Source organism: Nonomuraea sp. NPDC026600 (assembly GCF_040638335.1).
Taxonomy (GTDB): domain Bacteria; phylum Actinomycetota; class Actinomycetes; order Streptosporangiales; family Streptosporangiaceae; genus Nonomuraea.
The window spans coordinates 101,708-127,212 of sequence record NZ_JBEZYD010000022.1; the positions used below are offsets into that span (position 1 = coordinate 101,708).

27 protein-coding genes and 1 tRNA gene are annotated in these 25,505 nt (G+C 71.0%); 12 read left to right on the forward strand and 16 right to left on the reverse strand.

Annotated elements, in window-relative coordinates:
* Both murI and AB0F17_RS39150 read left to right on the forward strand, forming a co-directional pair.
* Positions 1 to 825: a glutamate racemase gene (gene murI, locus AB0F17_RS39145; RefSeq protein ID WP_214641647.1), complete on the forward strand. Its 825-nt coding sequence runs from the start codon at positions 1 to 3 to the stop codon at positions 823 to 825.
* Entirely contained in the window at positions 822 to 1,574 is a 753-nt protein-coding gene (locus AB0F17_RS39150) for an MBL fold metallo-hydrolase (RefSeq protein WP_358033628.1), read from the forward strand. Before murI ends, AB0F17_RS39150 begins: the two co-directional genes overlap by 4 nt.
* Here the strand turns inward: AB0F17_RS39150 and AB0F17_RS39155 are convergent.
* Entirely contained in the window at positions 1,559 to 2,812 is a 1,254-nt protein-coding gene (locus AB0F17_RS39155; protein ID WP_358033631.1) for an MFS transporter, read from the reverse strand. The two genes, AB0F17_RS39150 and AB0F17_RS39155, sit on opposite strands and share 16 nt — an antisense overlap.
* Before the next feature lie 53 nt (positions 2,813 to 2,865).
* Here AB0F17_RS39155 and rph point away from each other — a divergent pair, with 53 nt between their 5' ends.
* The 3 genes from rph to AB0F17_RS39170 are packed head-to-tail and all read left to right on the forward strand — an operon-like array spanning position 2,866 to position 5,948.
* Positions 2,866 to 3,585, forward strand: a complete 720-nt coding sequence (gene rph, locus AB0F17_RS39160; protein ID WP_358033634.1) for a ribonuclease PH — start codon at positions 2,866 to 2,868, stop codon at positions 3,583 to 3,585.
* Entirely contained in the window at positions 3,582 to 4,172 is a 591-nt protein-coding gene (gene rdgB, locus AB0F17_RS39165; protein WP_358033638.1) for an RdgB/HAM1 family non-canonical purine NTP pyrophosphatase, read from the forward strand. The genes rph and rdgB overlap by 4 nt, the downstream gene beginning before the upstream one ends.
* Positions 4,173 to 4,223: 51 nt before the next feature.
* Entirely contained in the window at positions 4,224 to 5,948 is a 1,725-nt protein-coding gene (locus AB0F17_RS39170; RefSeq protein ID WP_358033641.1) for a molybdopterin-dependent oxidoreductase, read from the forward strand.
* Between the two features lie 272 nt (positions 5,949 to 6,220).
* Here AB0F17_RS39170 and AB0F17_RS39175 read toward each other — a convergent pair whose 3' ends face one another.
* The gene (locus tag AB0F17_RS39175) at positions 6,221 to 6,358 is read right to left on the reverse strand and encodes a hypothetical protein (RefSeq protein WP_358033643.1); all 138 of its coding nucleotides are present in this window, start codon (positions 6,356 to 6,358) and stop codon (positions 6,221 to 6,223) included.
* Positions 6,359 to 7,505: 1,147 nt separating this feature from the next.
* On the opposite strand from AB0F17_RS39175, the gene AB0F17_RS39180 reads away from it, so the two are divergent.
* Complete coding sequence (locus AB0F17_RS39180) at positions 7,506 to 8,015, forward strand: toxin glutamine deamidase domain-containing protein (protein ID WP_358033646.1); 510 nt, start codon at positions 7,506 to 7,508, stop codon at positions 8,013 to 8,015.
* Complete coding sequence (locus tag AB0F17_RS39185; RefSeq protein WP_358033649.1) at positions 8,012 to 8,281, forward strand: hypothetical protein; 270 nt, start codon at positions 8,012 to 8,014, stop codon at positions 8,279 to 8,281. The genes AB0F17_RS39180 and AB0F17_RS39185 overlap by 4 nt, the downstream gene beginning before the upstream one ends.
* A 141-nt stretch (positions 8,282 to 8,422) precedes the next feature.
* Here the strand turns inward: AB0F17_RS39185 and AB0F17_RS39190 are convergent, their stop codons facing one another.
* The 4 genes from AB0F17_RS39190 to AB0F17_RS39205 all read right to left on the reverse strand — a co-directional run bounded on the left by AB0F17_RS39190 (position 8,423) and on the right by AB0F17_RS39205 (position 13,603).
* Positions 8,423 to 10,912: an FtsX-like permease family protein gene (locus AB0F17_RS39190; RefSeq protein WP_358033652.1), complete on the reverse strand. Its 2,490-nt coding sequence runs from the start codon at positions 10,910 to 10,912 to the stop codon at positions 8,423 to 8,425.
* A 1-nt stretch (position 10,913) separates the two neighbouring features.
* Positions 10,914 to 11,666, reverse strand: a complete 753-nt coding sequence (locus tag AB0F17_RS39195) for an ABC transporter ATP-binding protein (RefSeq protein WP_358033655.1) — start codon at positions 11,664 to 11,666, stop codon at positions 10,914 to 10,916.
* 105 nt (positions 11,667 to 11,771) lie between these two features.
* On the reverse strand, positions 11,772 to 12,422 hold the full coding sequence (locus AB0F17_RS39200; protein ID WP_358033657.1) for a response regulator transcription factor: 651 nt from the start codon (positions 12,420 to 12,422) through the stop codon (positions 11,772 to 11,774).
* Entirely contained in the window at positions 12,422 to 13,603 is a 1,182-nt protein-coding gene (locus tag AB0F17_RS39205; protein ID WP_358033659.1) for a sensor histidine kinase, read from the reverse strand. The genes AB0F17_RS39200 and AB0F17_RS39205 overlap by 1 nt, the downstream gene beginning before the upstream one ends.
* A 146-nt stretch (positions 13,604 to 13,749) precedes the next feature.
* On the opposite strand from AB0F17_RS39205, the gene AB0F17_RS39210 reads away from it, so the two are divergent.
* Entirely contained in the window at positions 13,750 to 14,289 is a 540-nt protein-coding gene (locus tag AB0F17_RS39210; RefSeq protein WP_358033662.1) for a hypothetical protein, read from the forward strand.
* Here AB0F17_RS39210 and AB0F17_RS39215 read toward each other — a convergent pair.
* Positions 14,286 to 15,308 carry a helix-turn-helix domain-containing protein gene (locus AB0F17_RS39215; RefSeq protein ID WP_358033665.1) on the reverse strand — a complete coding sequence of 341 codons (1,023 nt, stop codon included), beginning with the start codon at positions 15,306 to 15,308 and terminating at the stop codon, positions 14,286 to 14,288. The two genes, AB0F17_RS39210 and AB0F17_RS39215, sit on opposite strands and share 4 nt — an antisense overlap.
* Before the next feature lie 154 nt (positions 15,309 to 15,462).
* On the opposite strand from AB0F17_RS39215, the gene AB0F17_RS39220 reads away from it, so the two are divergent.
* Complete coding sequence (locus AB0F17_RS39220) at positions 15,463 to 19,236, forward strand: S8 family serine peptidase (RefSeq protein WP_358033668.1); 3,774 nt, start codon at positions 15,463 to 15,465, stop codon at positions 19,234 to 19,236.
* A 6-nt stretch (positions 19,237 to 19,242) separates the two neighbouring features.
* Here the strand turns inward: AB0F17_RS39220 and AB0F17_RS39225 are convergent.
* Together AB0F17_RS39225 and bcp are read right to left on the reverse strand one after the other, a co-directional pair.
* Positions 19,243 to 19,325, reverse strand: a tRNA-Leu gene (locus AB0F17_RS39225).
* Positions 19,326 to 19,414: 89 nt separating this feature from the next.
* Entirely contained in the window at positions 19,415 to 19,888 is a 474-nt protein-coding gene (bcp, locus tag AB0F17_RS39230; RefSeq protein ID WP_358033670.1) for a thioredoxin-dependent thiol peroxidase, read from the reverse strand.
* Positions 19,889 to 20,034: 146 nt separating this feature from the next.
* On the opposite strand from bcp, the gene AB0F17_RS39235 reads away from it, so the two are divergent.
* Positions 20,035 to 20,367, forward strand: a complete 333-nt coding sequence (locus AB0F17_RS39235) for a DUF3618 domain-containing protein (protein WP_358033672.1) — start codon at positions 20,035 to 20,037, stop codon at positions 20,365 to 20,367.
* A 5-nt stretch (positions 20,368 to 20,372) separates the two neighbouring features.
* Here AB0F17_RS39235 and AB0F17_RS39240 read toward each other — a convergent pair whose 3' ends face one another.
* Complete coding sequence (locus AB0F17_RS39240) at positions 20,373 to 21,566, reverse strand: amino acid deaminase/aldolase (RefSeq protein ID WP_358033675.1); 1,194 nt, start codon at positions 21,564 to 21,566, stop codon at positions 20,373 to 20,375.
* A gap of 136 nt (positions 21,567 to 21,702) precedes the next feature.
* Between AB0F17_RS39240 and AB0F17_RS39245 the strand changes: the two genes are divergently transcribed.
* Together AB0F17_RS39245 and AB0F17_RS39250 are read left to right on the forward strand one after the other, a co-directional pair.
* Positions 21,703 to 22,302, forward strand: a complete 600-nt coding sequence (locus tag AB0F17_RS39245) for a DUF6286 domain-containing protein (protein WP_358033678.1) — start codon at positions 21,703 to 21,705, stop codon at positions 22,300 to 22,302.
* A gap of 31 nt (positions 22,303 to 22,333) precedes the next feature.
* Complete coding sequence (locus AB0F17_RS39250; protein ID WP_358033681.1) at positions 22,334 to 22,834, forward strand: hypothetical protein; 501 nt, start codon at positions 22,334 to 22,336, stop codon at positions 22,832 to 22,834.
* A 38-nt stretch (positions 22,835 to 22,872) separates the two neighbouring features.
* Here the strand turns inward: AB0F17_RS39250 and AB0F17_RS39255 are convergent, their stop codons facing one another.
* The 6 genes from AB0F17_RS39255 to AB0F17_RS39280 form a co-directional block, all read right to left on the reverse strand.
* Complete coding sequence (locus AB0F17_RS39255) at positions 22,873 to 23,130, reverse strand: Txe/YoeB family addiction module toxin (RefSeq protein WP_358033684.1); 258 nt, start codon at positions 23,128 to 23,130, stop codon at positions 22,873 to 22,875.
* The gene (locus AB0F17_RS39260; protein ID WP_358033686.1) at positions 23,127 to 23,387 is read right to left on the reverse strand and encodes a type II toxin-antitoxin system prevent-host-death family antitoxin; all 261 of its coding nucleotides are present in this window, start codon (positions 23,385 to 23,387) and stop codon (positions 23,127 to 23,129) included. The genes AB0F17_RS39255 and AB0F17_RS39260 overlap by 4 nt, the downstream gene beginning before the upstream one ends.
* Positions 23,388 to 23,435: 48 nt before the next feature.
* A complete protein-coding gene (locus AB0F17_RS39265) occupies positions 23,436 to 23,540 on the reverse strand; it encodes an L-serine ammonia-lyase, iron-sulfur-dependent, subunit alpha (protein WP_245641799.1) in 105 nt (34 codons plus the stop codon).
* 40 nt (positions 23,541 to 23,580) lie between these two features.
* Positions 23,581 to 23,841: a hypothetical protein gene (locus AB0F17_RS39270; RefSeq protein ID WP_358033689.1), complete on the reverse strand. Its 261-nt coding sequence runs from the start codon at positions 23,839 to 23,841 to the stop codon at positions 23,581 to 23,583.
* The gene (locus AB0F17_RS39275; RefSeq protein ID WP_358033692.1) at positions 23,834 to 24,034 is read right to left on the reverse strand and encodes a hypothetical protein; all 201 of its coding nucleotides are present in this window, start codon (positions 24,032 to 24,034) and stop codon (positions 23,834 to 23,836) included. Before AB0F17_RS39275 ends, AB0F17_RS39270 begins: the two co-directional genes overlap by 8 nt.
* Positions 24,035 to 24,110: 76 nt before the next feature.
* Positions 24,111 to 25,487, reverse strand: a complete 1,377-nt coding sequence (locus AB0F17_RS39280) for an L-serine ammonia-lyase (protein WP_358033695.1) — start codon at positions 25,485 to 25,487, stop codon at positions 24,111 to 24,113.
* Positions 25,488 to 25,505: the final 18 nt, after the last annotated feature.

Genomic DNA, 25,505 nt, shown 5'->3' on the forward strand with positions numbered 1-25,505 from the left:
GTGCCGGACACCAGTATCGGGATCTTCGACAGCGGGGTGGGCGGGCTGACGGTCGCCAGAGCGATCATCGACCAGCTCCCCCATGAGTCCATCACCTATGTGGCCGACACGGCCCGTCAGCCGTACGGGCCGAAACGCATCGCAGAGGTTCGCGCCTACGCGCTGGAGGTGATGGACCACCTCGTCGCGAACGACGTCAAGATGCTCGTGATCGCGTGCAACAGCGCCAGTGCCGCCGTGCTGCGCGACGCGCGCGAGCGTTACGACGTGCCGGTCGTCGAGGTGATCCAGCCCGCTACCCGGCGCGCGGTGCGTGCCACCCGCACCGGCAGGGTCGGTGTGATCGCCACCAGGGCGACCATCGAGTCCATGGCCTATCACGACGCCTTCACCGCGGCACCCGACGTACAGCTCACCGGCGTGGCCGCCCCACGCCTGGTGGAGTACGTCGAACGCGGAGAGACGGCGAGCGAGGAGCTCATCGAGGTCGTGCGCGACTACCTGGACCCCATCAGGGCGGCCGGGTGCGACACGCTCATCCTCGGCTGCACCCACTACCCGCTGCTCACCGGCGCGATCTCCTATGTCGCCGGTGACGGGGTGACGCTCGTCTCCAGCGCCGACGAGACGGCCAAGGACGTCTACCGCATCCTGCACGACCGTGACATGGCGGCAGGAAGTGAGGCCACCCCCCGGCACCGCTTCCGCGCCACAGGCGACTCCTTGCTCTTCGCCCGGCTCGGGCGACGCTTCCTCGGCCCGGAGATCGATGCGGTCGAAGTCACGCCAGTGGGGGGTACTACCTCAAACGGGAGGCCCACATGAAGGTGACCATCATCGGCTGTTCGGGTAGCTTTCCAGGCCCCGACAGCCCTTCGTCCTGTTATCTGGTCGAGGCCGAGGGGTTCAGGCTGCTCCTCGACTTCGGCCACGGGGCCCTGGGAGTGCTTCAGCGGTATATCGGGCTCTACGACGTAGACGCCATCTGCCTGAGCCACCTGCATGCCGACCACTGCCTCGACATGTGCGCGTACCACGTGGCCCGTACGTACGGGCCGGCCGCGCCATACCCCCGAGTGCCCGTCCACGCGCCCGCCGACGCGCCACGCCGCCTGGCCGCCGCCTACGGCATGCCGGACGAGCCGGGCATGGAGACAGCCTTCGACTTCATCCCGCTGACCCCGGGCCCCTTCGAGGTCGGGCCGTTCACGATCGTCGCCGGTCAGGTCAACCACCCGGTCGAGGCGTACGGCTTCCGCGTCACGCACGGCGGCCGGAGCCTGGCCTACTCGGGCGACACCGGTGAGTCCGCCGAGCTGGTGCGGCTGGCCGCGGGCGTCGACCTGATGCTGTGCGAGTCATCGTTCCTCGACCAGCCGGAGCTGCCGACCGACCTGCACATGTCGGGCCGCCAGGCCGCCGAGCACGCCGCCAAGGCCGGGGTGGGCCGGCTGGTGCTCACCCACCTCGTGCCCTGGCACGACCAGTTGCGGATCATGGACGACGCCTGCCGGGGCGGCTACAGCGGCCCGATCGACCTGGCCCGCAGCGGGGCCGTCTACGACTTGGCCTGAACCTGCGAGAAGTCGCGCAGACGCGGCAGCGGCGAGAACAACAGCGGCAGGAACGAGACCAGCCGCGCGCCCATGAACACCCAGAGTGCCTCCCGCACGCCGATCTGCTGAGCCACGATGCCGCCGAGCAACGCGCCCAGCGGCATCGTGCCCCAGACGATGAACCTGACCGTCGCGTTGACCCGCCCCAGCATCCGCTCCGGCGTGACGGTCTGCCGATAGGTGAGCTGGCCGATGTTGTAGATGATCGCCCCCCACGACAGCGCTATCGAGGCGATCGCGAACAAGGAGATCCGCCAGTCGGCCTGCGTCATGGGCAGCAGCAGGCCGAAGGGTGAGGTGACGGCGATGGCCAGCCAGGTCATCCTGGCCGTGCCGTACCTGCTGAACAACCGGCTCCCGGTCAGGCCGCCGAGCAGCCCGCCGACCGCGCCGGACATGAGCAGGACGCCGATCAGGCCGGCCGGCAGGCCGACCACGTCGGCCAGGAACAGCACGGACAGGCTGACCACAGCGCTGAGACTCAGGTTCGTCGCCGCGGTCGTGGCGACGATCGTCCGCAGCAGCCGATCGCGCCAGACGAACCCGAGCCCTTCAGCGATACCGGGGAACATCCGCGGTCGTTCCCCGGAGACCGGAGGCTTGTCGGGGACCTTGATGGCGCTCAGCAGGACCACCGAGCCCAACGCGGCCACAGCGGTGGCGAGCATCGTGCGCGAGGCCCCCACCAGTTGCACGAGCGCGCCGCCCAGGCTGGGACCGGCGAGCGCGCCGCTCGAACGGACGAACTCGAGCTTGGAGTTGCCGTCGCTCAGACCGTCCTTGCTCACCAGCTCCGGCAGGTAGGTCTGGTCGGCGACGTCGTTGAACACCTGGGCCGTGCCGGCCAGCAGCGCGACCACGTACAGTACGCCGACCGATAACAGGCCGAGAGCCTCGGCGACCGGGATGCTCGCCAGCAGCAGGCACCGGACCAGGTCAGAGGTCAGCATCACGCGGCGCCTGCGCAGCCGGTCCACCCAGACGCCCGCGGGCAGGCCGATCGCCAGGAACGCCGCGGTCTGCAGCGCGGAGAGCACGCCGACCTCCAACGGCCCGGCGTGCAGGGCCAGCACGGCGACCAAAGGGAGCGCCACGCGAGAAATGTTGGCTCCGAGTTCGTTGGCCACGTGCGAACTGAGGAACCGGAGAAAGTCAGGGTTTCGCAACACCCCCGTTGTCATTGCGTAAGGATCCATGTGTCGGACACATTCGGTCAAGAGCGTTGCGGCGCGGAGATAGGGTGATCTGCATGTCGCGACAGGATGGCCGAAACCCCGACCAGCTCCGCCCCATCACCATTACCAGGCAATGGATTACCCATGCCGAAGGCTCGGTGCTGGTGGAGTTCGGCGGCACCCGGGTTCTGTGCGCGGCGTCCGTACAGGACAGCGTGCCGCGCTGGCGCCGGGGGAGCGGCCAGGGCTGGGTCACGGCCGAGTACGCGATGCTGCCGCGCGCCACCAACACCCGCAACGACCGTGAGTCGGTCCGCGGGAAGATCGGCGGTCGTACGCACGAGATCTCCCGGCTGATCGGCCGCTCGCTGCGGGCCTGCGTCGACTACAAGGCCCTGGGCGAAAACTCGATTCTGCTCGACTGCGACGTTCTGCAGGCCGACGGCGGCACCAGGACCGCCGCGATCACCGGCGCCTACGTGGCACTGGCCGACGCCGTCGCGTGGATGCGCGAGCGCCGCATGTGCCCCGGCGACCCGCTGGTCGACTCGGTGGCCGCCGTCTCGGTCGGCGTGGTCGGCTCGGTGCCGATGCTCGACCTCTGCTACACCGAAGACGTGGCGGCCGAGACCGACATGAACGTCGTGATGACCGGCGCGGGCAGCTTCGTCGAGGTGCAGGGCACCGCCGAGGGCGCCCCGTTCGACCGTGACGCGCTCAACCAGCTCCTCGACCTGGCCGTCACCGGCTGCGAGGAGCTCACGCTGATCCAGCAGGAGGCGCTGGGGGTATGAGGATCGTCCTGGCCACGCGCAACGCGGGCAAGATCACAGAGCTGCGCCGGATCCTGTCCGGGTTCGACATCGTGGGGCTCGAAGAGTTCCCCTCGATCGGCGAGGTGGCCGAGACCGGCGTCACGTTCGAGGAGAACGCCCTGCTCAAGGCGCACGCCGTGGCTCAGGGCTCGGGCCTGCCCGCGGTGGCCGACGACTCGGGCCTCTGCGTCGACGCGCTCAACGGCATGCCCGGCGTGTTCTCGGCCCGCTGGTCCGGGCGGCACGGCGACGACAGGGCCAACCTCGCCCTGCTGCTGGCGCAGATCTCCGACGTGCCCGCCGACAAGCTGACCGCCCACTTCGCGTGCGTGGCCGCGCTGGCGCTGCCGTCGGGGGAGTCGCGCGTGGTCGAGGGCACACTGGCGGGCCACCTCGTCACCACACCCCGCGGCACCAACGGGTTCGGGTACGACCCCATCCTGGTGCCCGAGGGCGAGACGCGCACCGCGGCCGAGCTCTCCGCCGACGAGAAGGACGCCATCAGCCACCGGGGCCGCGCCTTCCGCGCCCTCGCCCCGATCGTCCGCGACCTCATCACCCGCTGACGTAACCATCGCGTAAGAACCACCGGCCGCCAGAGGCGTAGCGTCAGAACCGTGCAGAGGAACAATGTGGTGCCCGCCTGGGCCGGGGCGCTGGCGGGCGTGGTGGCCGGGGCCGTGGCGCTCGGCGTCGCGCAACTCGTCGCCGGGCTGCTGAATCCCGCGGCCTTCCCCGTGGTGGCGGTGGGCAACGTGGTCGTGGACAACACACCCGCGTGGCTCAAAGAGTTCGCCATCACCACCTTCGGCTCGAACGACAAGACCGTGCTCATCGCGGGTGTGCTGGTGGTGCTCGCGTTGGTGGCCGCGGCCATCGGGGTGCTGGCGCTTCGCCGGCTCCGGTACGGGCTGGTGGGGCTGGGCGCGTTCGGCGTCGTGGGGATCGCGGCGGTGGTGACCCGGCCGGGGGCGGGGGTGCTCGATGTGGTGCCGACCTTGGTGGGGGTCGGTGCTGGGGCTTGGGCGCTCACGTGGTTGCTGGCGCGGGCCGTCAGGGAGTCGTACGGGGCTGCGGAGGCGGCCTCCTATGACCCGTCAGCTTCGGACGCGTCTTCGGACGCGTCGGCTTGGGACCCGGCCGCGTCGCCCGCGCCCGCCATTGCGGCCGCGTCCGGAGGCCTCCTCTCCGGCGAGGGTCCTACTTCCAAGGCTCCTGAGGCTCCTTCTGAGGCTGAGCGGCCTGCCGTGATGAGGGCCGGGGCGGAGCTGCACGCGTTCGACCGGCGGCGGCTGCTCGGCGGCGTCGCGGGCGGTGTGGTGGCCGCTGGAGCCGCCACCCTGGTCGGGCGGCTGCTGGCAGGCAGTCAGGAAGCGGACTCCGCCCGAGTGGCGATCGCACTGCCGAAACCCACGGTTCCGGCCAAGCCACTGCCCCAAGGGGTGGATTTCGGCATTAACGGCCTCTCGCCATTCGTCACAAAAAATCAGGACTTCTACAGAGTCGACACTGCACTCATCGTGCCCCGCGTCGATCCCCAGCAGTGGAAGCTGCGCATCCACGGGATGGTGGACCGGCCGATCGAGCTCACGTACGCCGATCTGCTGAAGCGCCCCCTCACCGAGGAGTACGTCACGCTGACCTGCGTGTCCAACGAGGTCGGCGGCGAGTACATCGGCAACGCCCGCTGGCTGGGCGCCCGCATGGCCGACCTGCTGCGCGAGGCCGGCCTCCAGTCGGGCGCCGACATGCTGCTGTCCACCTCCGACGACGGTTTCACCGCCGGAACCCCGGTCGACGTGGTGATGGACGGGCGCGACGCGCTGTTCGCCATCGCGATGAACGGCCAGGTCCTGCCCGTCGAACACGGCTTCCCGGTACGCCAGGTGGTGCCGGGCCTCTACGGGTACGTCTCGGCGACCAAGTGGGTGGTCGACCTCAAGGTGACGCGGTTCGACCAGGACGAGGCGTACTGGACGCCACGCGGCTGGTCCGCCAAGGGGCCCATCAAGACGGAGTCGCGCATCGACGTACCCAAGGCCGGAGCGTCGCTGACGGCCGGCCGTACCGCGATCGCGGGAGTGGCCTGGGCGCAGCACACCGGGATCGACGCGGTAGAGGTACGCGTCGACCGGGGCGAGTGGCGGCAGGCGAAACTGGCCCAGGTGCCGGGCCTCGACACCTGGCGGCAGTGGTCCCTGGAGTGGGACGCCACCTCCGGCCGGCACACGATCGAGGTCCGGGCCACGGACGCGGCCGGCCACACGCAGACCGAACAGCAGGCGCCACCGGCGCCCGACGGCGCGAGCGGCTGGCACTCCATCCAGGTGAAGGTCGCCTGAGCGCGGCCCTTCTCCCTGTTTGTGCAGGTACGGCGGCTAGTCGTGGCCGCGAAACTTGCTGACTTCCCCTCCTCGGGATGGCGGTCGCTCTACGATCGGTCGTCGAGCCATGACAGGAGGCAGGACGTGTTCCGCGACCGCAAGTCCAGTGTGCGGTGGGTCCTTCCCGAGGGGCACTACGACCCCGTGGTCGGTGACGGGATGAGGTGGCGCGACTACGAGCGCGCCGCCGACTCGGATGTGCCCGCCTCCCCCTCCTCGACCCCGCCCCCTCACCCCTCGCCCACCACCCCACCGGACACCCCGCCCCCCGAACGCTCGGTGATGCCGTGGGCCACCCAGCCGGGTGCCGCACCCCCCGAACGCTCGGTGATGCCGTGGGCCGCCCAGCCGGGTGCCGCACCGACCACAGCGCCAGACCCGTCGGCCGACCGGTCGACTGCGCGATGGCCGGGCCCACCAGGAGAGCTGGCCTCGCGAGGACAGACGGCCGTATGGGGTTCCGCTGAGCCGCCCACGTCATCGGTCGGGTCTGTTCCGCCAACCGGTCGGACTGTCGCGCCGTGGGCTGCCTCGCCTGTTACGTCGTTGGGTGGTCAGCCGTCCATGCCGTCGGCCGGGTCCGTGTCCGCGCAGTCGGGCGGACGCCACGAGGCGCCTGTGGCCTCCTGGCGTGCGGCGTCGAGCGGTGTGCCGGGTGGCATGGCGCAAGTGGGCGAGTCAGCGCCGACCAACGAGCCTGTGCCTGGGGCTCCCAGGAGTGGCCCGGCGCTCACCGGTGGGTTGGCATTCGGGCGGGGCTCGATCTCCGGGAGTGGCTCGGCGGTCGCCGGTGGTACAGCTCTCGGGAGTGGCTTGGTAGGCGGCCCGGAGGCTGCGGCCGGCGCGCTGGGTGGCTCTGGGTTTCCGAGTGGCCCGGCGACCAGCGGGTCGGTGGCAGGGGCTGCCCGCAGAACGGCGGCAGGCGGTGCGGGGGCTGGCGATGGCGGCGGTGCGGCTGGTGACGAGGGTGCGACCGGCGGTGCCGGTGTGTTGGGTGGGGCGGGGGCGGTCGGGGCGTCGGCGGCGGCCATTCTTGGGCTCTCGCCGGACAGCGTCTCTTCGGCCTCGGCGGCGGTTGATGCGGCAGGACCGCGGGGAGCCGCGGATGCGACTGGGTGGCAAGGCTCCGGGATGGCGGCGATTGGACCGCAGGAGACCGCGGTGGGGGAGGCCAGGCGGCAAGGCGCCGCGGTGACAGCGACCAGGCGACATGAAGTGGGCACGACGGCGGCTAGCCGGCATGGAACCGGTGCGACGGCGGCTAGCCGACATGGAGCCGGTACGACGGCGGCTGGATGGCATGGAGCCGGTGCGACGGGGGCCAGCGGGCATGGAGCCGGTACGACGGCGGCTGGGCCGCGGGGAGCCGGGGTTGGGGCGGCTGGGCGGCAGGGGGCCGCTGAAGGGGATTGGTTCGATCGGGCGCAGCGGCCGCCGAGGTTGGTCGGTTATCGGCCGTACGGTGTGCCTGGGGGGCTGGCGAAGCCCGACCCGCAGGTGGAGCATGACCTGGCGATGGCGATTCCGCTCGGTACGCGTTATCCCGATCCGCGTGGGACCTGGGTGAGGCTGATCAACGGTGGCGGGCCGGCCGATGACCCGTTCCGGGCGTCCAACGCCGCCGACTGCGCGCTGGCCGTGTTGTCCACCTGGCATGGTGAGCCGGCTGCGGCGGCGCCGAGGTGGCCGGACCACGACAGGATCGGCAGGCCGCTGGTTGCCGGTGAGGTGGGGGGTACGGCGCGGATCGAGCGGTGGGTGGGGCAGCGGTTCCAGTACTTGGGGCAGGGACGGCACGCCTATCCGATGGTGGCGCGGCGGCTGGTCGAGGCGGGGCATGGCGCGGGGGCCGTGATCGTGGTGCGCTGGCCGGGTGGCGGGTCCCATGCGTGGAACGCGGTCAACTCGGGGGGCGAGGTGATCTGGATCGACGCCCAGCGGGGGCATATGGCCGTCGAACCGCCTTATACGACGGTGACCGGGGTGTTCTGTGTGATCGTCGACAGGCAGGGGCAGCCCGGATGAATCTGGACCAGGCCAGGGCGCTGGCTGAGGAGTACTTCAACGGGGTGCGGCGGGCGGATGACTCCGTGTCGGTGGGGATTCATGGCTTCAATGAGGGATATGTCGCTTGGGTGCGGGAGCTGGATCTCGATGACCCGGCCACCCTGCCCGACACGGTGGGCGGGGGCTGCATTGTGATCGACAAGGCGTCCGGAGAGGTGTTCACCCGCCCGCTCCTCGATCCGGAGACGGTCGCCGAGCTGTGGCCCGGCCGCACCCCTCGCTGATCAGGAAGCCCGGGGCGGCCGCTGTGTGCCCGGGTGCCGTGCGGGTGGAGCCGCTGACCGGTGGGGCCGCGAGGGATGAGGCTCGCCGCCCCAGGTATCCTCTATCCGAAATTGGGCGTCTTTATCGTTATTTGTCGAACTTTATCCCGTTGCCAGCGACCCCACGATCGACGCCCGAGCCGCCCGTCGCGCAGGCAGTACGGCCGCCAGCACCCCGGCCAGCCCCGACAGCACCACGAACAGCGCGATCTGCCCACCAGGCACCACGAACCCGGCATCCGCGATCATCGCCCGCATCGCCGCCCACCCGAACACGCCGCCGAGCACCACCCCGACCAGCGCCCCGATCAGCCCGAGCACCAGTGCCTCCACCGAGAGCATCCGCCGCAACTGCGGTCTGGTCAGCCCGAGCGCCCGCAGCAGCGCCGACTCCCTGGTCCGCTCGTGCACCGACAGCGAGAGCGTGTTGGCGATGCCGAGCAGCGAGATCAGGATCGCCAGTCCCAGCAGCCCAGTGATGATCATCAGCATCATGTCCAGCGATTCGTCGAACTGCCCGCGTACCTCCGTCGCGCTCGTCACCTGGACCATCGGGTAGGCCGCCGTCGCGGCGTCCACCACTTCGCGGGCCTGGGCGGCGGGCACGCCGTCCTTGATGTTCACCATCACCCGCGAGTCGGGCACCTGGCCGAAGTACTCGTCGAAGGCCCGTTCGGCCACGGTGAGCGTCGGCAGGGCCGACGAATCGCCGTTGAGGACGGCGACCACCCGTAACGTGACGGTCCCGGCCTTGGCGGTCCGCACCGCGACCGGGTCGCCGAGCCGCAGCCCGAACTGCTCGGCCGCCTTGTCGGCCACCGCGACCTGCCCGGACTCCAGCCGGGCCATCGAACCGGACTTGACCTCCGGCTTGATGGGGCCGTTGAAGGTGCCGACCTTCACCGAATCGCCGGAGACCTTGGCCTTGGCCTCGCGGATCTGCAGCACCGAGGCCAGTTCGGGGCTGCGCCGCAGTTCGTCGGCCACCGACCGCGGGACGGCGGCGTCGCGTTCCTGGGTGGCCAGCAGGTAGTCGATGGGGAACTGGCTGTCGAGCTTGGCCGTCATCGTCTCCCGTGTCGAGGCGGTGACCACCGAGATCAGCGTCATGAGCGTCACGCCGACGGTCAGCGCCACGGTCGTGGTGGCGGCCCGGCGGGGGTTGCGGCCGGAGTTGTCCACGGCCAGGCGTCCCGGCACGCCGAACAGCTTGGCCGGGATCCATCCGACCAGCGCGCTCAGCGGCTTGACCAGCACCGGCCCGAGGATCAGCACGGCCAGGAAGGTCAGCGCGCCGCCGCCCATGACGACAAAGAGCGGCACCATCGTGCCCGGGTCCAGCGCCAGCGCCCCTACGCCGGCCGCACCGAGCCCGGCGACGAGGAAGAGCGTGGCGAGGACCACGCGTACGACACCGGTGCGGAACGTCTGCTCCTCCACCTGCGTGCGCAGCGCCGCGATCGGTGCGACCCGGGTGGCGGCCCGCGCGGGCAGCAGTGCAGCGCCCACGGTGACCAGCAGGCCGAGGGCCAGGCCGCTGAGCATCGTGGCCGGCGACAGCGCGATGGTCGCGTTCGTGGGCAGCGGAGAGTCGAGCGCGCCGAGCACCGCCAACGTGGCCGCGCCCAGGCCGTAGCCGGCGAGCAGGCCGAGCGCGGACGACAGCAGGCCGACGGCCGTGGACTCCAGCATGATCGAGCCGAACACCTGCCCGCGGGTGGCGCCGATGCAGCGCAGCAGCGCCATCTCCCGGGCCCGCTGCGCGACGAGGATGTTGAACGTGTTGTAGATGACCAGCGCGGCCACCAGCATGGACACCAGGCCGAACAGCAGCAGCCCGGTGGTCAGCGACTCCATCTGGACACCGGACGCGGCCGCCAGGCTCTCGGAGAGCTCCGCGCCCGTCTTGACCACCGCACCCGCTCCGGCGGCGGCGGCGACCGCCTGCTTGAGCCCGGCGGCGTCGCCCGCGATGTCGATCTCGGTGAAGCCCTTGGCGCCGGTCATGCGCTGAGCCGTGGCCGGGGTGAAGCCGATCGCGCCGGTGTACGCCAGCTCCTGGTCCAGGCCGGTGTCCATGATGCCGACCAGCCTGAACCGCTGCTCACGGTGACGGGGGTCGAGCACGGTGATCGTGTCGCCGGGCTTGAGTCCTTGGGCCTCGGCGGTGTTCTTGTCGAGCACCGCCGCCTGGTCGTCGGATCCGGGGCCGGTGCCGCTGAGTATGGCGGCGCGGCCGAGCCGGCCGGACACGATCGAGACGGCCGTGGTCGGCAGGTTGCCGACCACTTTGCCGTCCTTGCCCAGCAGTGGCGCGCTGCCGCGGATCAGCCCCTGCGCCTCCAGCACGCCGGAGAGGCCGCGCACCTGTTCGAGCGTGCGTTCCGGCAGGGTCGCGTCACCGTCCTTGGGCAGGACGGCCAGGCCCACCTTGTCCGCCTCGGCCGTGGCCTGCTGCGAGAAGCCGGCCTTGACGGTGTCGGTCAGCACGAACGTACCGGCGATGAAGCCGACGCCCAGCGTGATCGCCAGCGAGGTGAGCAGCAGCCGCAGCTTGTGCGCGCGCAGCCCGGCCAGAGTCGTCCTCAGCAACTCAGGCCTCCAGCTTCATCAGCGTGTCGAGCACGGACTGCGGCGAGGGCGCGCTGATCTCGCTGACCAGCTCGCCGTCGCGCAGGAACACCACGCGGTCGGCGTACGCCGCGGCCACCGGGTCGTGCGTGACCATGACGATGGTCTGGCCGAGTTCGCGTACGGACGTGCGCAGGAACGACAGCACCTCGGCGCCGCTGCGCGAGTCGAGGTTGCCCGTGGGCTCGTCGGCGAAGATCACCTGAGGCTTGCTGATCAGCGCCCTGGCCACGGCGACGCGCTGCTGCTGGCCGCCGGAGAGCTCGGTCGGCTTGTGGGCGAGCCGGTCCCGCAGCCCGACCGTGTCGATGACGCGGTCGAAGAGCAACTGGTCCGGCTGGCGGGCGGAGATCTCCAGGGGCAGGCGGATGTTCTGCTCGGCGGTCAGCGTCGGCAGCAGGTTGAACGCCTGGAAGATGAAGCCGATCCGCTCGCGGCGCAGCATGGTGAGCTGTTTGTCGTTGAGCCCGGTCAGCTCCACGTCGCCGATGTGCACGGTGCCGGAGGAGGCGGTGTCGAGGCCGGCCAGGCAGTGCATCAGCGTGGACTTGCCGGAGCCGGACGGGCCCATGATCGCGGTGAACGCGCCCGTGGCGAAGGCCACGTCCACGCCGCGGAGGGCGTGCACCTGCGCGTCGCCCTGGCCGTACACCTTGGTCAGCGCTCTGGCCACCACCGCCGAGGGGGCCTGGCGCCGGGTATCGGTGAGGGTCACGTTCACTCCTTCTCATCTGCGGGAACGTGACCAACTTACGAGTGGAAAGTTCAGGAAATATGGGCCCTGAGGAGGGACTTCGTGTAGGCCCTGCGATGACCCGGGTCAGCCTTTCGGCTGATGGGAGGGGACCACCAGCCCGGCCTCGTACGCGTAGACCACCACCTGGGCGCGGTCCCGCAGGCCCAGCTTGGCCAGCACCCGGCCCAGGTGCGTCTTCACCGTCGCCTCCGCCAGCACCAGCCGGGCGGCGATCTCCAGGTTGGACAGGCCGCGGGCCACCATGAGCAGCACCTCGCGTTCGCGGGGCGTCAGTTCCGACGCGTCCGCGAGCTGGTCCGTCGGCAGTTGGGCGGCGAACCTGCCGAGCATCCGCTTGAGCGTGCTCGGCGCCACGACGGCGTCGCCCGCGTGCACCGACCTGATCGCGCTCACCAGGTCGTCGGGCGGCACGTCCTTGAGCAGGAAGCCCGAGGCGCCCGCCTTGACCGCGGAGAAGGCGTACTCGTCGAGGTCGAACGTGGTCAGGATCAGCACCTTGGGGCCGTCGATGTGCCGGGTCGCCTCCACGCCGTCCATCCTCGGCATGCGCACGTCCATGAGCACCACGTCCACCTCGACGTCGCGCAGCACCTCCAGCGCCCGCACCCCGTCGCCGGCCTCGGCCACCACCTCGATGTCGGGCTGGGCGCCCAGCACCATCCTGAACCCGGCCCGCAGCAACTCCTGGTCGTCGACCAGCATCACCCGTATCACTAGGCCGCCCTGGTGCCCGGCACCGGCAGCGTGGCCAGCACCTCGAATCCGCCGCCGGTCCGCGGACCCGCCGACACCGCTCCGCCGTACATGCCGACCCGCTCCCGCATCCCGACCAGCCCGTGCCCGTCGGGGCTGCGCGGCGCCGCGGCGCCCCGTCCGTCGTCGGTCACCCGCACGACCAGCTCGCGCCCGTCGTACCGCAGCTCGACGAGCGCGCGGACGCCGGGGCCGCCGTGCTTGAGCGCGTTCGTCAGCGCCTCCTGCACGATGCGGTAGACCGCGAGCTGCTGCCCCTCGGGCAGCTCGCCCGGCGGGCCGCCGACCCGCAGCCGCGCGGGCACGCCCGCACCGCGGACCAGCTCCTCCAACTGCCCGAGGCCCGGCTGCGGCGTGTAGTCGGTCCCGTCGGAGCCGTCCTCCCGCAGCACGCCGACCAGCCTGCGCATCTCGGCGAGCGCCTCGCGGCCGGTCTTGGAGATGGTGCGTACGGCCTGCCGCGCCTGCTCGGGGTCGCTGTCGATGGCGTATCCGGCGCCATCGGCCTGGACCACCATCACGCTGACGTTGTGGGCCACCACGTCGTGCAGCTCCCTGGCGATCCTGGTGCGCTCGGCCGCGGCGGCTATCCGGGCCTGCTGGTCGCGTTCGCGCTCGGCCCGTTCCGCCCGCTCCTCCAGGCTCTCCATGTAGCGCCTGCGGGTCCTGGCGTACAGACCCATCAGCCAGACCGTCACCACGAGGATCGAGCCGCTGAAGAAGAGGCTGAACGTCGGCGTGTTCCACTGCACGATGACCAGGAAAATGCCGATCTCGGCCACCACGCCCGCCGCGATGGCCCACTGGAACGCGCACCGGAAGGCCACCGAGTAGAGCGCCACCAGTACCGCGATGTTGGCGGGCATCGGATCGATCTTCACCAGCCACTGCGCGAAGCTGGCCAGCGAGAGGATCGCGAAGACGGTCAGCGGCCGGTCGCGCCGCCACAGCAGGGGGATGATCAGCACCGCGCACAGGATGAAGTAACCGGTCACCCCGATGTACAGGCCGCCGTTGTTGAACGGTCCGTTGGCCCCGTACGGCACGGCCACGAGCAGGCAGAACACCGCCAGCGGCGCGACCCGGAGGCCGTCCATGAGCTTGCCGTGGCGTCCCGACCAAGCCAGTATCCTGCCGAACACATCATTACGATACGAAGGTTGTGGCGTTGATATGTCCGCCTATAGGGGGAGATCTGGGTACGACCTAGGTCTTACACCAGCCTTACGGGGCATCGGGCACTCTTGTCGTTGGGAGCGCCCTTTGGGGCGAGTAAAGGGAGATCGTGATGGCGGATCATGATCGTGACGCCGGGTCGCGTGGCGAAGAGGAAGCGCCACGCGACCCGACCCCTGGCGACCGGTCAGGCGCCCCGCACTCCGAAGGACCTACCGCGTACGCGGCTCCGCCGCGACCTCCGCGCTCCGACAGCTTCCGCGACTTCATCCGCCAGAAGCCCGCGCAGATCATCGGCGCGGGTCTCATCGGACTGATCATCGGCGGCGTGCTCGGGGGCGGCGCCGTGGCGGTGATCAGCGGCATCGTCCACCGGCACGACGGGCCCCGCGTCCACTGGCAGAGCCCGGCCTGGGAGCGCTACCCCGGTTACCAGGACTGTCGCCCGGTCCCTGGCGGCACCTACTGTCGCCAGATGCCGCCGTACGTCAATCCGATGCCCGGGATCGGCCCCAACGCCGTGCCCTCCATGATGCCCCCCAGCGTCATGCCGACGCCCCTGCCCACGATGGTCCCTACCGGCACGCTCACGCCCGTGCCTTCGATGCTCCGCACCGGCATGCCCACGCCCACGCCCACCAAGACGGGTTAGGGCGCCCGCAGTCCGGGCCCGCCGTCGAGGACCAGCAGGTCGTGCTGCGCGGCCAGGAACCCGGCGTGGAACCGTGTACGTGCCCCCAGCCGCTCGCAGAGCTCCTGCACCCGGCGCTGCACGGTACGCGAGCTGAGACCGAGCTGCCGCGCGATGGCGTCGTCCTTCATCCCCACCGCCAGCAGGGCGAGGACCTCGGTGTCGCCCGGCTGCGGCCACACCTCGCGCTCGATGTGCGCGGCCGGATCGGCTGACAGCCGCAGTGGCACGGCCGCCTGCCACAGCACCTCGAACAGCCCCACGAGCGCGTCGAGCAGCGCCGACGGGTGCACGACCAGCGCGCTCTCCACCGCCCGGTGCTCGTCGGACACCAGCGGCAGCATGGCGGTGCGGCCGTCGGCGATGGCCAGCTTGACGGGCACCTGCCCCAGCCGGGCCTGCTCGCCGTCGGCGATCGCGGCCCGCGTGTGCGCCAGCATGCCGGGCTCCTCGAACGCCAGCGGTCCGTAGATGCCGCGGATGGACGGGCCCTGGTGGGCGGCACGCTGCTGGTTCTCCTGATCGTCCAGGATGTCGACCGCGTACGGCGGGCGCACCAGCACGAGCATCTCGGTCGTGACGCTGCGTTCGAGCTGGAGGTAGCGGCGCGCGACGGCGTAACGGCCGGTCACCACCTCCAGCACCTCCTCGGGATGCGGCCCGGTGCGGTCGGCCACCTCGGTGGTCAGCAGCGCCGCGGCGGCCCGGCTGTGCGTGATCTCCTCCTGGCGGCGGGCCACCAGCACGTCGATGGCGATGTTCGGCGGCGTGGCGATCAGCCGCAGCGGCCGGCCCGCCACCCGGGAGATCAGCCCGAGGTCCTCCAGCCTGGGCAGCATCCGGCGGATGGCCGCGGCGGACGCGCCGGTCTCGGTGGCCAGCTGGCTGAGCGTCGCGGGGCCGTGGCGGAGCAGCGCCCGATAGGCCGTCTCCTCGGCGACGCTGACGCCGAGGCCCTCCAGTAGCCGCCGTTGCGCCATGGCCGCCCACCACCGTCCTGTCGTCCCGTAGGGGAGCGTAGTCCAGGCGGGTTTACGACAAGTCGGGATCTCGCCAGGCGAGACCTATGGACCGGAGCGCCCCCAGGTCACTAGGAATTGGGTCGGTACATTACTCGCCTTCTGGAGGTGGCCCATGAGGCCCAGGCGTTGGACAGCGGTGGCCGCCTCCCTGGCGGTGGCCGCGGCCACCATGGTGACCGGCGCGGGGGCGCGGGCCGACGGCGCTCCGGCGCTGGTGACAGACCCCGCGAAGCAGGGTTACGACATCACGCTGATCACCGGCGACCAGGTGCACGTCTCCGTCGCCGCCGACGGCCGCCGGAAGGCGAGTGTCACGGCCGCCCCGCGCGGGGACGGGCCACCGGCCGGCTTCCGCATCACCGAGGACGCCGGGCAGCTCACCGTGCTGCCCAGCGACGTGGAGGGGCTGGTCCCCGACCGCATCGACCCCGACCTCTTCAACGTGACGGCCCTCGCCGCCCAGGGCTACACCGACGCCCAGTCGGACGCCATCTCGCTCATCGTGACGTACGGCAAGCAGAGCGCGATGCCGGTGATCCCGGCGCTGAAGGCGGTCCGCACGCTGGAGAGCATCGGCGGCTCGGGCGTCCGGTTAGCCAAGAGCGCGGCCCGGGGCTTCGGCGGCGACCTGTCCGCGCTGGCCGCCGGCCGGACGAAGAGCGCGCTCGACGGTGTCACCAAGATCTGGCTCGACCGCAGGGTGGAGCCGGCGCTGGACCACAGCGTGCCGCAGATCGGCGCGCCCGCGGCGTGGTCGGCGGGCTACGACGGCACGGGCACGACGGTGGCGGTCCTGGACACCGGCATCGACACCGGGCACCCGGACCTGGCGGGGAAGGTCGCCGACGAGCGCGACTTCACCGACAGCGGCAGCGCGACCGACGAGTTCGGGCACGGCACGCATGTCGCCGACATCATCGCGGGCAGCGGCGCAGCCTCCGGCGGCTCGCGCAAGGGCGTCGCCCCCGGCGCCAAGCTGCTCAACGGCCGGGTCCTGGACGCCTACGGCGAGGGGCTCAGCTCGTGGATCATCGACGGGATGGAATGGGCGGCGGGGGAGAAGCACGCCGACATCGTGAACATGAGCCTGGGCGACACCAGCCCAGGCGGCCCGCTGACCGACGCCCTGGGGGAGCTTGCCGGAACGTACGGCACGCTGTTCGTGGTGGCGGCGGGCAACCGGGGCTGCGAGGTCTGCGTCGGGAGCCCGGGAGACGCCCCCGCCGCGCTGACCGTCGGCGCGGTCGACGGCCAGGACCGGCTCGCCGAGTTCTCCAGCTACGGCCCCATCGGGCTGGAGCGCGCGGTGAAGCCCGACATCACCGCTCCGGGCGTCGGCATCGTCGCGGCCCGGGCCAAGGGCACCTCGCTCGGCGAGCCGGTGGACGACGACTACACCCGCCTGTCCGGCACCTCCATGGCCACCCCGCACGTCGCCGGGGCCGCCGCGCTCCTGCGCCAGTCACGCCCCGGCATCTCGGCCGGCGAGCTGAAGTCCCTGCTCATGGGTACGGCCAAGCCCCTGCCCGACACCCCGGTGGACAAGCGGGGAACCGGCCGGGTCGACGTGGCCGCGGCGCTCGGGGAGCCGGTGCTGGCCGCTGAGGGCCCGATCGACTTCGGGCTGTCCGAGGTGTCCGCCGGAAAGCCGGTGATCCGCGAGATCACCTACCGCAATCCCGGCAAGACCCCGGTCACCCTCGACCTGACCACCGGCGGCCCGTTCAGCGTCGCGCCCGCCGAGCTCTCTCTGCCCGCCGGCGCGAAGGCGACGGCGCGGCTCACCCTCGACGCCGCCAAGGCGCAGCCCGGGCGGCAGCGCGCGGAGCTCGTCGCGACGCCGCGGGGCGGCCCGCCGATCCGCACCTCTCTGACCGGCAGCGTCGAGGTCGCGCGGGTCCGGCTGCGGGTGAGCGGGATCGCCAGGGACGGCCGCCCCGCCCAGGCCGCCGTCACCGCGCTGAACGTGGACGACGGCACCCGCGACGGCCGCGAACTGCCCGTCGACCCGGTGCGGAGGTGCGCGGAGGACCAGGGCGGCACGTGCGTGCTGGTGCCGCCCGGCACGTACTCCGTGCTCGGCGTCATCAAGACCCTGCGCCCTGCGGTCGACAGCATGTCCTACGGCGACCGCGGCACCCTGCTCAACGTGAGCCTCGCCGGAGACCCCGAGCTGAAGATCACCGGAGACACCCAGGTCGTGCTCGACGCCCGCAAGGCGGTCGAGGTGAAGGTCGACACGCCTGACCACCCGACCAAGCGGAACAGGGGCACCGCGACCAAGCTCATCTGGGCCCGCTCGCCCGCCAAGGGCGCGCCGCTCACCGACACCATCCTGCAGGAGGAGAGCGCCGACGAGACGTACTATCTGCAGCCCACGAAGCGGGTCACCAAGGGCGAGTTCGCCGTCGCCACCCGGTGGCACCTCGAAGCCCCCGCCATCACCATGCGGACGGCCGGCCTGGAGCTGAACCCCGACTACGTCGACCCCGTGTGGTTCAGCGACCTGTCCGCCGACTTCCCGAGGCTCGACGGCTCCGCGCTGCTCCTGGCCGTGGACGCCGGGACCGGCACGCCCGCGGACCTCAAGGGCCGCGACCTGCGCGGCAGGCTCGCGCTGATCCGCCGCACCGCCGACCTGACGGTCGCCGCCCAGTCCAACGCCGCCGCCGCGGCCGGGGCCCGGATGGTCGCGGTCTACGGCGATCTGCCGGTGTCGGAGAGCGGGGTGAAGCTGAAGGTGCCGACCGTCGCGCTCACCGGCCGGGAGGGCGCCCGGCTGGCCGACCGGCTACGCCGGCTGCCGGTGCCGGTCCTGGCCAAGGGCATCGTGGCCAGCCCGTACGTGTACGACCTGTACCTCAGCGAGGAGGGCAGGATCAGGGACAAGCTCGACCACACCCTGCGGGCGAAGTCCCTGGCCCGGGTCGACTCGGACTTCTACAGCCAGCTCGCCGACGACGTGACGCTCTCGGAGAACCGCTTCGGCTGGCAGCCGTGGGAGACCACCTCCTGGGACACGAGCCGGCCCGTCTCCCGAACACCGCGCGACCGGGTCGACTACCTGTCCGCCGGTCCCGGGGTGCGCTGGAGCAGCAGCATGGAGACGCCGGAACGGCCGTACAACTACACGTGGGAGCACGACCGCGCCCACATCGGGGTCGCCGGCCCCGACGACGCGCCCTTCCAGGCCGGTCAGCGGATCGAACGCACCTGGTTCAAGCAGCCGCTGCTGCCCGGCCCCGGTACGGTCCGGCCGCTGCGCAGGGTGGGCGACCTGCTGCAGATCGACCTGTGGGGGCTCATCGACGCGGGGCGGAACACCGGCGTCGCACAGACCGACGACTTCGAGACCGGCATGAAGACCGGCTGGCGGTTGTACCGAGGGGACACCCTGCTGGCGCGGACGGAGCGGCGCCCCCAGGGGATCCTGCTCCTTCCGGCCGGAGCCGCCACCTACCGGATGGAGTACGACGTCGAGAACCGCGCCACCTGGGCCCGGCTGTCGACCAGGACGAAGACGGCGTGGACGTTCCCGTCGGAGCACGACGCCGGGACGGGGACGACGGTCCCGCTGCTGCTCGCCGACTATGACGCGCCGACGGACCTGCGGAACCAGGCCACCTCGCCGCGGCTCGGCCTGACCCTGCGCCACCAGGACGGCTCGGCGGCCAGTCCGATCAAGGACGTGTCGCTGGAGGTGTCGTATGACGACGGCGCCTCGTGGCGCGCGGTCCGGCGGCTCACCTCGAAGGGGAACGGCGCCTACGAGGCCACGCTCGACCGGCCGCCATCCTCCGGGTTCGTCTCACTGCGGCTCAAGGCCGCGGACACGCGCGGGGCGGCGCTGGCACAGGAGGTGATCAGGGCCTACGCGCTGAGGTAGCCGAGGTGCGGGCGGGGGGACTCGAACCCCCACAGTGTCTCCACCAACAGGACCTAAACCTGCCGCGTATGCCATTTCGCCACGCCCGCGCAGCCCCCGCGGACGCGGGCCTGAGCCGAGTTTAGCGTCCCGGCGGTGCGCTGGGGGCCCGTCGCGCGGGGGACGGGCCCCTCCCTTCTCAAGCCAGCCCGAGCTTCTTCTTCAGGCTCGCCACGTGGCCGGTGGCCTTCACGTTGTAGAGGGCCTGCTCGATCTTGCCGTCGGCGTCGATGACGAAGGTCGAGCGGATCACGCCCACCATCAACTTCCCGTACAGCTTCTTGGGGCCGTACGCGCCGTACGCCTTGTGCACGTCCAGGTCGGGGTCGGCCAGGAGCGGGAAGTTCAGGGAGTCGCGCTCGGCGAACTTGACCAGCTTGGCCGGCTTGTCCTTCGACACGCCGAGCACCACGAAACCCTCCTCGGTCAGTTGGCCGAGATTGTCGCGGAAGTCGCACGCCTGCTTGGTGCAGCCCGGCGTCATCGCGGCGGGGTAGAAATAGAGGATCACCCGCTTGCCGCGGAAGGTCTCGAGGGAGACGGCCTCGCCGTCGGCGGCGGGTAGCGTGAACTCGGGCGCGGCGTCGCCGGGCGCGAGCTTGGTTTCGGTCATGGGGCCCTCCAGAGTTCGTCGAACAAAACCTACCGGCCTGCCCGGCGTGCCAGGCGGGACGGCGACCTGACAGACTGATCAGCAACAGTGCCTGCTTCATTGATCACCGGACAGAGCTCGCACGGAGCGCGGTCGAGAGGAGAGCCATGGCTGACACCGATCCCGACGAGCTGGAGCGGCGGATCGCGCGGACGCGCGCGGAGTTGGCGGACACGGTCGACGCCATCGCCGACCGGGTGAGTCCCAAGCGGGTCGCCGAGCGCACGGTGGCCGACGTGAAGACGCGGGCAAGTCACCTGGTGGCCTCGGTCGGCGACGCGCTCGGGGTGACACCGCGCCCCGCCGAGGCGGGCGACAACCCCGACCGGCTGTGGGACGACGAGGCGCCGGGCCTGGCGCCGGTGCTGATCGGTGTGGGCGCGGTGCTGGTGGTCGGCGCGGTCGTCATGCTCTGGCGCCGTCGTCGCCGCCGCTTCTAGCCGGTCTAGAGGAACGTCCTGCCTTCGCCCCGGTACGTCGGGGCGGTCTCCACGACGGTGTCTCCGTCGACGAGGTGGAGCTCGGGGAAGCGCTCGCACATCTCGCCCGCCTTGGCGTGCCTGAACCACACCCGGTCACCGACCCGCAGGTCCTGGGCCGCCTGGCCGAGCAGCGGCGTCTGCACCTCGCCCGCGCCCTCGTCGCGCGTGTAGCGAAGCCCCGCGGGTAGGTACGGCTGCGGCAGCAGGCTCGTGCCCGGCCGTCCGGAGGCCAGATAGCCGCCCCCGAGCACCGTCACCGCGTCCAGCGCCGGGCGGCGCACGACCGGGAGCGCGAACAGCGCGGCCGGATGGCCGGTGAAGGCGCGGTAGAAGTCGAAGAGCCGGGGATGGAAGAACCCGGAGCCGGCCGCCACCTCGGTGATCGCCTTCTCCCGCACGGTCCGCTCGATGGAGCCGGTGCCGCCGCCGTTCACGAACTCCAGGTCGCAGAGCTGCCGGACGGCGTTCACGATGCGGCCGCGGCGCAGGACCAGCTCGCGGGCCGACAGGCTCTGCATGACCCGGATCGCCCGGGTGAACGCCGCGTTGCCCGGCGGATCATCGCCGACCCCCGCGATCTGCCCCTCGTACGCCATCAGCCCGGCGAGACGGAAGCCCGGCCGCTTGGCGATGTCGGCGGCCAGGTCGGCGGCCTGCTCGGGCTCACGGATCGTGGACCGCAGGGTGCCCGCCCGGAACCTCCCGCCCAGCGCCACATACCCCGCGTCGAGGTCCATCGACAGCCGGATCTCCGGCCGCCGATGGACGGCCGCCACCGCGTCGTCGACGTAGTCGAGATGGTCGGTGGAGTCGACGGTCAGCGTGATCTCCTCGGCCGCCCGCGCGTCGCCGGCCAGCGCCGCGAGCGCGTGCCGGTCGGCCGTGGGGTAGGCCACGAGCACGTCGGTGAAGCCCCGCTCGACCAGCCAGAGCGCCTCGGGCAGCGTGAAGGCCATGATGCCGCGGAAGCCGTCCATGGCCAGGATGCGTTCCATGACGGAACGGCAGCGGATCGACTTGCTCGCCACCCGGATCGGCTTGCCGGCCGCCCGCCGTACGAGATCGGCCGCGTTGGCGCGCATGGCCATGAGATCGAGGATCGCGAACGGCGGTTCGAGCGCCGCTGTAGCCGTGTCGTAGCGCCGGCGATCGTCCATAGCAGCAGCTTATCGGCATATCGGGCAATTGAATATGAGGGCAGTTCATCTTCTTCGGGCCCCCCGTAATGATCCGGCAAACCGGCGGCGGGGAATGGTCCGGGCGATGCCCGGTCCGTGTACCTGTGGCGTTGTGATGACCGCCCTCCAGCAGATACTGTCCGGCGCCGGGATCGTCGCGCAGGAGAGCCCGCTGCGCAGGTCGGGCCGGGTGCTCAGACCGGCGCGCACGCCCGCCGGGGCCGTGGTGGCGTTCGCGGTGACCGCCGGGCTCGGGCTCACCACCGCCGAGGTGGTCTGCGCCCTGCTGGGCAGGCCGCTCGGCTGGCTGCCGGTGTCCGACCTCCTCGAGTTCGCGGCCCATCACGGCTGGGCCGACCTGTCGCTGCCGGCCCTGCTGACCGCGGCCGCGGGTGCCGTCCTGTTGCTGCTGGCCGCCGTGCCCGGCCGGTCCAGGCTCGTGCCGGTCGAGACGTCCGACCCGCTGATCGTCATCGGCATCACCCGGGTCGGCCTCCGCCGTACCCTGCGGGCCGTCGCCCAGGAGGTCGAGGGCGTGGAACGGGCCCGGGTACGGCTGCGCAGGCGGACGATCGAGGTCCGGGTCATCACGGGCCCCGAGAGCTCCGGCTCGATGCTCAGACAGGTCGGCAGCGCGGTCGGCGACCGGCTGGCGAGCGTGGGCACCCTGGCCGCGGCCGAGGTCATCGTACGGCTACGCCGGAGGGGGCTGTGATGCCCGGCCCGCTCCGCGGAAGGGGGCGGTGATGCGGCAGTACTCGGGCAACCGGATCGGCCTGGCCGTGGTCGGCGCGCTGCTGGTGGTCCTGGGTGGCTACGCCTGGCTCCGTGGCAAGGACAAACTGCCGGGCCTGCCGCCACGCGCCAAGATCCTGCCGGACCGCACCGCCCAGGCCATCGCCGACCAGCCCTGGGCCCTGTGGGCAGGGGCGTTCGTCATGCTGGTGCTCGCCCTGGCCGCGTTCCGGTGGCTGATGCTCTGCCTGGGCTGGGGCCGCCACGGCGTCCGCAACGGCACGGGCACGGCCATGCTCTGCATCGGCCTGAAGGACATCGACGGCCTGACCCGGGCCAGCGCCCGCGTGGTCGGCGAGGCGGCCCGCCTGCGCATCTCCCTCAGCTGCCCCTCCTCCGCCGACGTCGGCGCGGTGGTCCACAAACTGGACAAGGAGATCGTCGGCCGCATCCGCCGCGAGGTCCGCGACGACGAGGTCGGCACCGTGGTCCGGGTCCACGTCCGCCGCTGATCAGCCGCTCGGCGTGCTGCTCAGCACGAGTTGGCTTCCTACTCGTAGTGGTAGCGGGCCTGCAAGACGACGATCTCGTCGTCGGCGGGGAGGTATACCAGGCGGTGCTCCTCCGTGATGCGCCGCGACCACGCGCCCGCCAGCGCGTACTTGAGCGGCTCTGGCTTGCCGATCCCCTCGAAGGGATCGCGCAACGCGTCCTCGATGAGCCGGTTGATCCGTTTGAGGATCTGCCGATCGGCCGTTTGCCAGTGGACGTAGTCTTCCCAGCCCTGACCGGTGAAGGCGACCTTCATCGGGAAGCCTCGTCGTCCAGCAGCTCGTGCCGCTCGTGGCGTCCCTCGACCGCCTCCCTGTACGACTCGATCAGTCGGCGGGCGTTGGCGGGGGAACGCAGCAGATAGGCCGTCTCCCGGAGGGCTTCGTACTCCTCCGCTGCCACCAGGTAAGCGTTTCCGCTCTTGGAGACGATTTCCACGGCGGTACGGTCGTTGTTGACCTCTTCGATGAGTGGGAACAGGCGGCGACGCGCCTCGCTGGCGGTGATGGACATGACCCTCCCCTTAAGTGGTACAACTTTACGGTACCACTCGCGAGGCGGTCAGCACTCGATGACATTGACGGCCAGCCCGCCGCGCGACGTCTCCTTGTACTTGTCGAGCATGTCCCGTCCCGTGTCGCGCATCGTCTTGATGGCCTTGTCCATTCAGATGGTCCGCACAGTTGAGAGCCTCCTGTGCGGGCGATCAGAGGTTCGGGCGGACTACTTGGATAGTGATCACTTCGACGCCTTCATGCACAGTGATCGTGTACCAGATGGTGACGTCGTCGCTGACGAGATTCAGCTCGTAGGCGTTCGGAACACCGTCCATAGGGTCGGCGAGCGTCGGCCGTGGCTCGTCCAGGAGGGTGAAAATGGCGAGCTGAACAGGTCTGCGCAGACTTTCGGGAAGGGCCTCGATCTGTTCCCATGCACGCTCGGGGAATGCGATACGCCGGTCAGCCAACGATGCCCCACTCGGCGGCCAACTCGTCGCGGGTGAACGATCGTACGTGGCCCGGGCCGGCCGCGTTGTCCATGATGGCTTGCATGGCCTGCTGACGCGCTACCTCTCGACGCAGCCGCCGGACCTCGGCTTTCAGCGCCTCGTATTCGTCACGAGGGATGGTGACGACCTCGTCGTGGTGCTGCGACATCATGCCCTCACGTTACCTGCTCGCCATGACATTCCCCGTGGTATGGACAAGGTCCACGGCCGACCGCAGCCGCCGACCGTCAGCACTCGATGACATTGACGGCCAGCCCGCCGCGTGACGTCTCCTTGTACTTGTCGAGCATGTCGCGGCCGGTGTCCCTCATCGTCTTGATCGCCTTGTCCAGGGCGACGAAGTGCTGGCCGTCGCCGCGCAGGGCGATGCGGGCCGCGGCGATGGCCTTGATGGAGGCCACCGCGTTGCGTTCGATGCACGGGATCTGGACCAGGCCGCCGATCGGGTCGCAGGTCAGGCCCAGGTTGTGCTCGATGCCGATCTCCGCCGCGTTCTCCACCTGCTCGGGCGTGCCGCCCAGGACCTCCGTGAGGCCCGCGGCGGCCATGGAGCAGGCCGAGCCGACCTCGCCCTGGCAGCCGACCTCGGCGCCCGAGATCGAGGCGTTCTCCTTGAACAGGACGCCGATCGCGGCCGCGGTGAGGAAGAAGCGGACGATGCCGTCGTCGGCGGCGTGGGGGACGAAGCGGGTGTAGTACGTCAGGACGGCGGGGATGATGCCGGCCGCGCCGTTCGTGGGCGCGGTGACGACGCGGCCGCCCGCCGCGTTCTCCTCGTTGACCGCCAGCGCGAACAGCGACACCCAGTCCATGGCGTGCAGCGGATCCGTCTCCGGAGACTCCGTCTGCAGGCGGCGGTGGAGGCGGTTCGCGCGGCGCTTGACCTTCAGGCCGCCCGGCAGGACGCCCTCCTTGGCGATGCCGCGCTCGACGCACTCGCACATGACCTGCCACAGATGCAGGATCTGGGCGCGGATCTCCTCGGCGGAGCGGCCGAACGCCTGCTCGTTCTCCATCATCAGCGCGGAGATGGACAGGCCCGTGTTGGAGCAGTGCTTGAGCAGCTCTTCCCCGGTCGTGAAGGGGTGGGGCAGGACGGTGTCGTCGGGTTTGATGCGGTCGGCGCCCGTGGCCTGCTCGTCCACCACGAAGCCGCCGCCGACCGAGAAGTAGACCTTCTCGCGCAGCGTCTCGCCCGAGGCGGAGAAGGCGGTGAAGCGCATGCCGTTGGGGTGCTCGGGCAGGGAGATCTTGCGTTCGAAGACGAGGTCCTCGCCCACGACGAAGGGGATCTCTCGCGTGCCGTACAGCTTGACCGTGCCGGACTCGCGCATCTCGGCCAGGCGCGCGTCGATGCCGTCCACGTCGACCAGTTCGGGCTTCTCGCCGGACAGCCCCAGCAGGACCGCCTTGTCGCTGCCGTGGCCCTTGCCGGTCAGGCCGAGCGAGCCGTACAGGATCGCCTCGACGCGGGCCGTACGCGCGAGCAGGTCGTCATCGTGCAGGCCGCGGGCGAACCGGTGGGCGGCGGCCATGGGACCGCCGGTGTGCGAGCTCGAGGGGCCAATGCCGATCTTGAAAAGGTCGAAGACGCTGATCGCCATCGATGTGCGCCTTTCAGA

Coding starts and splice junctions, on each gene's coding strand:
- AB0F17_RS39150 (WP_358033628.1), top strand. CDS start 822: ATGAAGGTGACCATCATCGGCTGTTCGGGTAGCTTTCCAGGCCCCGAC.
- AB0F17_RS39155 (WP_358033631.1), bottom strand. CDS start 2,812: ATGGATCCTTACGCAATGACAACGGGGGTGTTGCGAAACCCTGACTTT.
- rph (WP_358033634.1), top strand. CDS start 2,866: ATGTCGCGACAGGATGGCCGAAACCCCGACCAGCTCCGCCCCATCACC.
- rdgB (WP_358033638.1), top strand. CDS start 3,582: ATGAGGATCGTCCTGGCCACGCGCAACGCGGGCAAGATCACAGAGCTG.
- AB0F17_RS39180 (WP_358033646.1), top strand. CDS start 7,506: ATGGCGATTCCGCTCGGTACGCGTTATCCCGATCCGCGTGGGACCTGG.
- AB0F17_RS39185 (WP_358033649.1), top strand. CDS start 8,012: ATGAATCTGGACCAGGCCAGGGCGCTGGCTGAGGAGTACTTCAACGGG.
- AB0F17_RS39210 (WP_358033662.1), top strand. CDS start 13,750: ATGGCGGATCATGATCGTGACGCCGGGTCGCGTGGCGAAGAGGAAGCG.
- AB0F17_RS39215 (WP_358033665.1), bottom strand. CDS start 15,308: ATGGCGCAACGGCGGCTACTGGAGGGCCTCGGCGTCAGCGTCGCCGAG.
- AB0F17_RS39220 (WP_358033668.1), top strand. CDS start 15,463: ATGAGGCCCAGGCGTTGGACAGCGGTGGCCGCCTCCCTGGCGGTGGCC.
- bcp (WP_358033670.1), bottom strand. CDS start 19,888: ATGACCGAAACCAAGCTCGCGCCCGGCGACGCCGCGCCCGAGTTCACG.
- AB0F17_RS39235 (WP_358033672.1), top strand. CDS start 20,035: ATGGCTGACACCGATCCCGACGAGCTGGAGCGGCGGATCGCGCGGACG.
- AB0F17_RS39240 (WP_358033675.1), bottom strand. CDS start 21,566: ATGGACGATCGCCGGCGCTACGACACGGCTACAGCGGCGCTCGAACCG.
- AB0F17_RS39245 (WP_358033678.1), top strand. CDS start 21,703: ATGACCGCCCTCCAGCAGATACTGTCCGGCGCCGGGATCGTCGCGCAG.
- AB0F17_RS39250 (WP_358033681.1), top strand. CDS start 22,334: ATGCGGCAGTACTCGGGCAACCGGATCGGCCTGGCCGTGGTCGGCGCG.
- AB0F17_RS39255 (WP_358033684.1), bottom strand. CDS start 23,130: ATGAAGGTCGCCTTCACCGGTCAGGGCTGGGAAGACTACGTCCACTGG.
- AB0F17_RS39260 (WP_358033686.1), bottom strand. CDS start 23,387: ATGTCCATCACCGCCAGCGAGGCGCGTCGCCGCCTGTTCCCACTCATC.
- AB0F17_RS39265 (WP_245641799.1), bottom strand. CDS start 23,540: ATGGACAAGGCCATCAAGACGATGCGCGACACGGGACGGGACATGCTC.
- AB0F17_RS39275 (WP_358033692.1), bottom strand. CDS start 24,034: ATGATGTCGCAGCACCACGACGAGGTCGTCACCATCCCTCGTGACGAA.
- AB0F17_RS39280 (WP_358033695.1), bottom strand. CDS start 25,487: ATGGCGATCAGCGTCTTCGACCTTTTCAAGATCGGCATTGGCCCCTCG.